The sequence below is a fragment of the Bradyrhizobium sp. SUTN9-2 genome (assembly GCF_003122645.1).
Taxonomy (GTDB): Bacteria; Pseudomonadota; Alphaproteobacteria; order Rhizobiales; family Xanthobacteraceae; genus Bradyrhizobium; species Bradyrhizobium yuanmingense.
In genome coordinates, this window is the sequence record NZ_LAXE01000001.1 from 2,600,693 (window position 1) to 2,608,665 (window position 7,973).

The 7,973-nt window shown below is 57.2% G+C and carries 5 protein-coding genes; 3 read left to right on the plus strand and 2 right to left on the minus strand.

Annotation, left to right across the window (positions count from 1 at the left end; translation table 11 throughout):
• Positions 1–458: 458 nt before the first annotated feature.
• On the minus strand, positions 459–566 hold the full coding sequence (locus tag XF30_RS11835; protein ID WP_349644201.1) for an SDR family oxidoreductase: 108 nt from the start codon (positions 564–566) through the stop codon (positions 459–461).
• Between the two features lie 510 nt (positions 567–1,076).
• On the opposite strand from XF30_RS11835, the gene XF30_RS11840 reads away from it, so the two are divergent.
• Together XF30_RS11840 and XF30_RS11850 are read left to right on the plus strand one after the other, a co-directional pair.
• Positions 1,077–1,676: a GNAT family N-acetyltransferase gene (locus tag XF30_RS11840; RefSeq protein ID WP_109142800.1), complete on the plus strand. Its 600-nt coding sequence runs from the start codon at positions 1,077–1,079 to the stop codon at positions 1,674–1,676.
• A 2,402-nt stretch (positions 1,677–4,078) separates the two neighbouring features.
• The gene (locus tag XF30_RS11850) at positions 4,079–4,465 is read left to right on the plus strand and encodes an ectoine synthase (protein WP_109145678.1); all 387 of its coding nucleotides are present in this window, start codon (positions 4,079–4,081) and stop codon (positions 4,463–4,465) included.
• 898 nt (positions 4,466–5,363) lie between these two features.
• Here XF30_RS11850 and XF30_RS38860 read toward each other — a convergent pair.
• Positions 5,364–5,645 carry a hypothetical protein gene (locus XF30_RS38860; RefSeq protein WP_146207681.1) on the minus strand — a complete coding sequence of 94 codons (282 nt, stop codon included), beginning with the start codon at positions 5,643–5,645 and terminating at the stop codon, positions 5,364–5,366.
• A gap of 360 nt (positions 5,646–6,005) precedes the next feature.
• Here XF30_RS38860 and XF30_RS11860 point away from each other — a divergent pair.
• On the plus strand, positions 6,006–7,973 hold a 1,968-nt coding region (locus XF30_RS11860; RefSeq protein ID WP_244608930.1), incomplete at its 3' end, for an AMP-binding protein.

The following is a 7,973-nucleotide window of genomic DNA, read 5'->3' on the forward strand; positions in this document are numbered from 1 at the left end:
CGAACTCCGAGATAGTCGCTGCGGTTTGCGTTCCTTGCGCGAGCTCCTGCTCGTTATCCAGCAATTTACGTGCCTCCAGAAACGATCCGGTCGGCCTAGGCCCGAGTAAGGTCGCATAGCCTAGGCCAGCGTGTGGAATCGCTCATCGTTTCGTCGAGTTTCAGACGCAGCCGCTTACGTCGCCCCATCGCCAACACCAGACGTCGACCGTCATAGCTCTCAGGGACGATCCGCTGCTTTTCGCAACATCCAACGGCGCCGTGCCCCCGTCGAGACGACTTCAAGGTGGAAACCTTCGGCCTAGGCATATGGTCAGTCATACGCGATGCCGCCGCGCTGTTGCTGCGACCTGGCGATCACGATGTGTGGCTTCGCCACCTCCTCATGCTTGGTAAAGCTAGGTTGAAGGCATTCGATTTTATGGCCTGCGGCTAGGGTTGAGTGGAGACACCCAATGTCTATCCGCCATCGACGAGGATGGTTTGACCATGGATGTGGTCAGCCAAGCTCGAGCTGAGAAACATCACAGCATCTGCAATTTGCTGCGGGGTCCTCGCGGGGTAAATGCCGAGCGTCTAAAGAGTGAACCATCTCACTCAACCCGGTACGGATATTTACGGCTTTAAACGATCCTTCGCTCTCCTGCCGCCCGGAAGCCGCTAACTCCCGGTGAGGCGAGGAAGCCGCGCCGCAGGATGATCCTGTTGAGCTGGGCGGATCGCTGGCCGGGCAGAACAGCCGCCGAAGCCGGCGATCCTTACGACTCTCTCCGAGCCTTCGCGGCCCACAGGAACGCTCGGCCCATATTCGTGCCGAAAATCTCACGGCAGGCGATTCCCGGGTGGCTGTTGCGCATCAGCCAGCCCGGGCTAGCGCTTTCGCAAGCGCTAGCTTCCCAACGGCAACCGCGTCTCGTCCTGTCGCGAAGAAGACATTCCACTCCAAGAAGCAAGACGAGCCGCACAATTCGTTGGCCTGGCTTTTGCTACCGCAGTTTTTTGGCGACGCGGTCGGTGCATTCAAAGCGCTAGATCGGTAGGGCCACGATTTCGGCACTGGCAGCGCAAGGAGGCACTATGCAATCCACCAATGGGGATGCACTATCGATCAAGACTATCGATCTTCAGGACCACTCTAGAGTCCTTGCGATCCTAACAACCGCATTTACGATGTGTCCTTTGTTGAGGTGGCTGTATCCTGAACCGCGGGAGTACCTGCAGCATTTTAACGGATTTATTAAGCATTACTGCGGCAGTCCATATTCGAGCGGCGCATACCTTAACGACGGCGACAAGGGGGCGATCTTATGGGACACAGCTGGCGAAAAGCGCGACAACACCAGCATGATGGAATTCCTTCTGAAAAGCGTTCCTGCGCACCGGCGTTCCGAAACCGAAAGAGTTTTCGAAACTTTCGGTAAGTACAATCCGCATCAGCCGCATTGGTACGTGACCATGGTAGCCATTGATCCCATACATCAGCGATCAGGGCTCGCACGACATCTTCTTCGGCACGCAACCGAGATCTCAGATGCCGCGCAGAGACCTGTGCACTTGGAGGCGACCAGTCCGCACGCGATGCGACTTTATGCTCAACAAGGTTGGAGTGTTTTGACGGAAGTCCAAGTCGGCGGTTCTCCACCGTTCTTCCCCATGTTACGCCAACCAAAAGCGTGATCGCTTGAAATGTTCGCAGGGACTCTTGATGGTTGATCAACAACACGAAAGACGTATTGATGATCTATTTGAGACTATGAAGGCAGCGAACGAATCCTTCCTTGGTTATCCCTTCGCTAAAGGATTCAGCTACAAATCGTTGTGTCGTTTCATGACTGTTTCAGGCAACAATTTCGGCGGCCCCTTTGGCCCCCAATCCTATCGGATCAGCTCCCGTCTTCTGGAATGCGAAATCATCGAGTTTTTTACCAAGCTACTCCGAGCGGCTCCTTCTGAAGCTCGGGGTTAAGTTACGAGTGCAGCGGCTGAAAGAAATGCGTATGGGCTATATCTCGGTCGAGAACTGTTTCCAGATGGACTAGGATACTTCTCGAGTGACAGACATTACAGTGTGAGGAAGGCTGTTCGGCTTCTCCGACTCGAGCATGCTGTAGTGCAGTCCGGCTGCAGTGGAGAAATTGCCTATGACGATCTTGCGCGAAAGGCGACCGCTTTCGACATCGGTCAGCGATTGTGGTAGCAAACATTGGGACCTCAATGAAGGAGGGCAAGGACAACGTCAGCAAGGTTCGCGAAGCCTCACATGGCGCCGGACTTGAAGAGAGTTGCATTCATTCTGATTCGGCTCTGTGCGGGCCATATGCACCGTTCCAAAACCCGAGAACCGCCTTAGATTCTCTCCACGGTGTTGACTCGATAATGCTTAGTGGTCACGTGTTGTCTGTCGCTCCCGTCCTTCGGGATTGTTCTAGCGCGCTAAGAGCACGTTCAGCGGCTGCTGCGAACTTCGAACTACGTTGATGCCACTTTGAGCGGATCGCGCAGCGCGTACACCGATTGTTCGGCCGCGTTGGCCGCCTGCTTTTGCCATTGATGATCGCCGCCGAAGGAAATGGTGCCGTTTACCTGTCGCCGTACATTGAAGCCCGCAAGACAGCTTTTTGTAACCGCTCAAGGCAGCTCAGCAGAGCCTCGAATGGCGTGAAGCGGCCTGATTCATGGCGGAGTGCGATCGCCCTCACCACAGATGAGCTCCTGAAAACCCGCGACGCTTTGTCTGCACTTGGCGACTATGGCGGAAGCGGCGGAAGTTTTGCCACGGCTCAGCCAGTCTGCGCGCACTTCATGTTCTGTCGCATTCGCCGGTGCTGACCGTCAAGCGTCTGGCCGCGCTTCTCAGTATTGCGGTGCCTGTATCCTCGCGAGCAACACCAGTCGAGAATAAGGTCTTGAAAGAGCGTGCCGGCTACGCGCGCGAACCCCATCTTCGCCACGCCGGACGCGCTGTCGATCATTAGCCGCCCCTTCGGCAAAGGACCCATTCTTCCCGCTGCGGACATCTGACAGCTGCTATGCCGCGCTGACAATCGTTGACGCCGCGAGCTGCGGCTTGGCGCCCAGGACGGCTGCGTGGGTGGGGGCGGACTTGCGTGAGACCCAAGCGACGCTGGAGGAAGGGGAAGTAATAGATGGCCGAGACAATTCTCCGAAGGACGCTCGAGAGCGGTTGACCTGGCATCGATGCACAGCATCACGAATGATGCGCTCCTGGCGATGAGCAAGGACGATCATCAGCTCGACAGGAAAGGGCGTTACGTCTGCCGAACGTCTGAGGCAATCGTATCAAATGCCTACCAACAGCGCGGGATTAACAAGCCGCACTGTCCGACCGGTGGTGGTTCGCGGGCTTGCTCGCATTCAGCCATATCTCTTGGCAGTTTGTCAGAGATGCTACACCACCCGACCGAATCCTTCCACTCGCTAGGCGGCTGAAACACCGGAAAAGTTGTCCTTTATCTGTCTGCGGCCGCGGCATGGGATTTGCCCTATGAGCTGAGAGGCTCCGGAGCTCTGTTCGTGCCGCGAGGCACCGCAAAGGAAGGAAAAGAGCTTGCCAAAACTGCGATCGGAAACACTTCGGGTGGTCGGCAAAAACCGTCAACAGCATTCTGGGCGGTACGGACGTAAGCGACGATACCCGGGCAAACCAGGGAGCATCAAAATAGTACGCGCCGGCCCCTGCCGCGCCTGCGCAATACCCTCACGCCGATTGTTTTATCCAGTCCCACGCGGAGAACGGCAAGCGTGTTAGGCGTAGCCGAATCCGCAAGACCAGTGCATTTGTTCTCGACGATCGCCGAGAGGTTGTTCCGACGGAGTTCCGCCGTGTCCCACGCAATAACAGGAGTGCATGGACCGAGTTGGATCAGAGGGGATATTTCGCTAGCCGGCACGGGGGAGTGGCGAATCAAATTGGCAGGTTCTTGCCTGCCTGCAACGCACAGATGATCATACCATGCCTTTCCGCTGGAGGACCGCGCGGAAGCTGCGCTTGCAGGTCAGAACAACCGCCTCCAGCTTTCGCGATGTTCACTTTAACCTGCATCAGGAAATCGAACGCTATGATTGTCCGTAGCCTGCACGACGTTGAAGCGACCAATCACTTCGTAGATTGGGGCAATGGTACTAGCCACCGCCTTTTGACGGATAAGGACGGGATGGGCTTTAGCATCTGCCACACCGTGGTGCGCGCTAACACCGTTTCGCTTCTGCAATACCGGAATCATCTCGAGGCCTGCTACTGCATCGCGGGAGAGGGCGAGGTCGAGGATATGGACGGCAATGTCTTTCCCATTCGCAAGGGTGACATGTATGTGCTTGACAAGCATGACAAGCATTTCCTGCGCGGGGGACGGGATAAGGACCTGATCCTCGTTAGCATCTTTAACCCACCCCTTAACGGAACCGAGCGCCACAAGCTCGACGACCCGGCAGGATCCACGTATTGAGCGATGCGAAGACACGTCACTCTCATATGAACCGCTAATTGCCGGAAGCATTCGATGGCAATCCAGCACTGCCTTCCACCGCACAGCGCGGATCTCAGAAAAAATCATCGCCACCGTCTCGGCTGAGCCGCGGCCCAAGTATCGTTCGGCCGAGCTGATCAATCACTTCGGCATTCCAGGTCCAAACTTCTTACTGCGCAACACGTGGCGAGAGCCCCGAGGCCTACGCTGAATGATGGCGCACTCAATTGTACGACGTCGGGCAACGCTGTGGGACAGCTGACATAGCACCGCTATTGCTATCGCATTGATTGCGGTCGACTTCACCTTTGGCACGATACATGCGTAATCCTCTAAAGGGCATAGAGGAGAAGTCGTTCAATGAGAGGGCTCACCAGAAACTTAGGCCCGCTTCGAGTGGCAGCTGCGACACTGCGTGCGACTGTGATGCGGGAGCTTGGCAGGGAGATTGAGGGATCTGGGGGCGAGGTTTCGTCGCATCAATGCAGGCCAGGTTAAGCCCTGAACAGATCCGAACCAGTGAGAGCGATTTTTCTTGGTGCCGCGCCTGGATAGGACAGGCGAGCATGATGGCTGAACTGCTGAAAGTGTGAAGATGGTGCTTCGATCTTCTCTCGGGCGCGCGATCGCCTACGATCCACGCGATCGGGATAGACATTCTGCCACGCCATCAACCTTCTCCAGCGTGTTTGTTGGCAGCGGCACGCCCGCCATCCGCTGCGCTCAGTTGGCTGTGGCGATGGACCACGTCATTGGTGCGGCGCTGTGTGGCGACTCCATATTTGCTCAGTGGGCGATTGGTGCGAACATTCGGTGCATGGAAAGTATTGAAGAGCTCTCATCCTTTTTAAAGGCTGAGCCGGTGGATTGGATCTTCTCAATTGCGCATCCATTCACATTGCCGCAGGACGTGTTTGGGCGAGTGCGTCGAGGTGCTTTCAAATACCAGGACGGCCCATTGCCACGATGCACGGCGACGCACGCGACGTCCTGCGCGCTCCTGGCGCAGAAGACCAAATATTCCATTAAGTGGCGCCGGATCGATCATGGCGTTGATCTCGGTGACGTCGTGGTTCAGCGCCAAGTGCTGGTTGCACCCACAGATTCGGCGCTGACCCTGAACCTCAAATGTCATGATGCCGCGATCGAGGGCTTTCACGAACTCTTAACCGGCCTTGAGAGCGGGAAACTTCCGGCCTGTCCGCAGCCGCTAGTGGACAGAAGTTCTGTTCCGAGACAGCGATGGGCAAATTCGGGATTCTGTTTGCGATGGGATCGATCTGCGCAGGACTTGTCGGCGGTGACACGGGCCCTAGACATTGGGTGGTCTGATCCGAATCCAATGTGTCTGCCCAAGGTTGTCCTAGGCGATCAGGCCGTCGCAGTCAGGCACCTGGAGATATTGTCTCGGAGCTCGGGCCTTCCGGCTGGGTCCCTGGTTGAAGTCGATGCCGAGCATTGGCGTGTAGCGACGGGTACAGAGGATGTAGAGGTTTGCTTTGGCGAACCCGAGGTGCAGATGCTGGACGCGCGAGCCCTGGCCAGACGCTTCAATGTGGAGAAAGGTAGTCGCCTTCCTATCGCGAGCGATGAACAGGTGCAGAGGATAATTGCCGCACGTGAATTCTTGGTGCCTCTGGAGACGTTTTGGCGGCAGCGGCTCGGGCAGTTCAGAAGATTACATTTTCCTTTCCTGTCATCGTTCGTGGCTGCAGCGCCTTCGCGATGGCAGTCGAGTTCGTGGTCCAGCCTGAGCACCTTGGACAAACTATCCGCACAAGATCGCTCGGAGTATTTGGTAACGGCTTGGCTGATCTATCTCGCTCGGATCACGGGAGAGAAACAACTGCAACTGGGATGGAAGCCTGCATGGGATGGATTGCAAACTGGCTCCAAACTCGCCCAGATGGTGATCGCCTCCGTCGTGCCGATGGATGTTTGCATTGAGCTTGCTCATGATTTTGAAGAAGTGCGCAAAGCCGTAGCGGCCGAAGTTGCTCAGCTGAGGACGCACGCTAGCTTTACGCGGGATCTTATCGCGCGCTGCCCGACGTTAAGAGGCCTGGAGGCGTTGCGGTCGCGCCAGCCTTGGCCGATTGGCATTGCAATCACGACAGAGAGCGGTTCCGTTGCTGACGATCTGACGACGAGCCAGAAAACCGGCCAAGCCTTGTGCGGCGATTTGCTGACGTTTGAGGTTCGCGCTCTGGATGGGAGCTTCCGCTGGCATTTTGATGCCGCTCGATTGGCGCCGAAGCAGATCGACCGCATGACGCAGCATTTGCGAGCCTTGTTAGGCGGCGTGATAGCCAATGTGGGGCAGTCTGTCGGCGGAATCGACATTCTGCCAACCGACGAACGCACCTATCTACTTGAGGCTTTGAATCGGACGGTGGCGCCCTGTTCGTTTGAACGATGCATCCACGAGCTATTCGAGGCGCAGGTGCAACAGGCACCGGAAGCGGTGGCGGTGGTCCATGATAAGGAGAGACTGAGCTATGGCGAGCTGAATGCGCGGGCCAACCGGCTGGCGCATCACCTGATCGAGCTCGGAGTCAAGCCTGAACAGCCGGTGGCGATCTGCGTGGAACGCAGCCTAGCGATGGTGGTTGCTGTCTTGGCGATCCTGAAGGCCGGTGGCGCCTATCTGCCGCTGGATCCGGCTTATCCGTTAGCGCGGCTGCGGCAGATCGTTGACGACGCAAAACCGAAACTGCTGCTGTGCGATGTCGCCGGTCGAACCGCACTGGGCGCCGAGGCCGTGGCTGATGTGACCGTGGTCGATCTGGAGAGGGCGACCCCGGCCTGGGCCGAGCGGCCGCCTTCGAACCCGGACCGCGGCACACTTGGCCTCACATCGCGCCATCTTGCCTATGTCATCTATACCTCCGGATCAACCGGAATCCCAAAGGGCGTGGAAATGTCCCACGGCGCGCTTGTGAATTCGCTGGCGGGGATTAGCACGTCAAAACTGCGCACACTTCAATTCGCGACCCTGAATTTCGATGTGTCCTGCCAGGAATTGTTCATCTGTTGGAAGGACGGCGGAGTGCTTGTGCTCCTGCGGGAAGAGACCCGGAGGCACTTCTCCGACTTGCTGGAATTTGTGGAGCGGGAGGCGATCGAGCGACTTTTTCTTCCATTCGTCGCATTGAACCATTTTGCGGAAGTCTGGAACGCGCAGCGCGTGCAGCTGCCTTCCTTGAAAGAGCTTTACACAGCCGGCGAACGATTGCAGGCCACTCCACTGCTGAGGGCGTTCTTCGAAGCACACCCCCACGCGAGATTGATTAATCAATATGGGTCGACGGAAATCAGCGTCATTTCCGAGCACCACCTTGCAGCTGATCCGTCATGTTGGCCCGAGATGCCGCACGTCGGGCGCCCAATTGCCAACACGCGGGTGTACCTGCTGGATGGCTATGGCGCGCCGGTGCCGTTCGGTGCGGTGGGCGAGCTTTACATTGGCGGGGCGGGGGTGGCACGG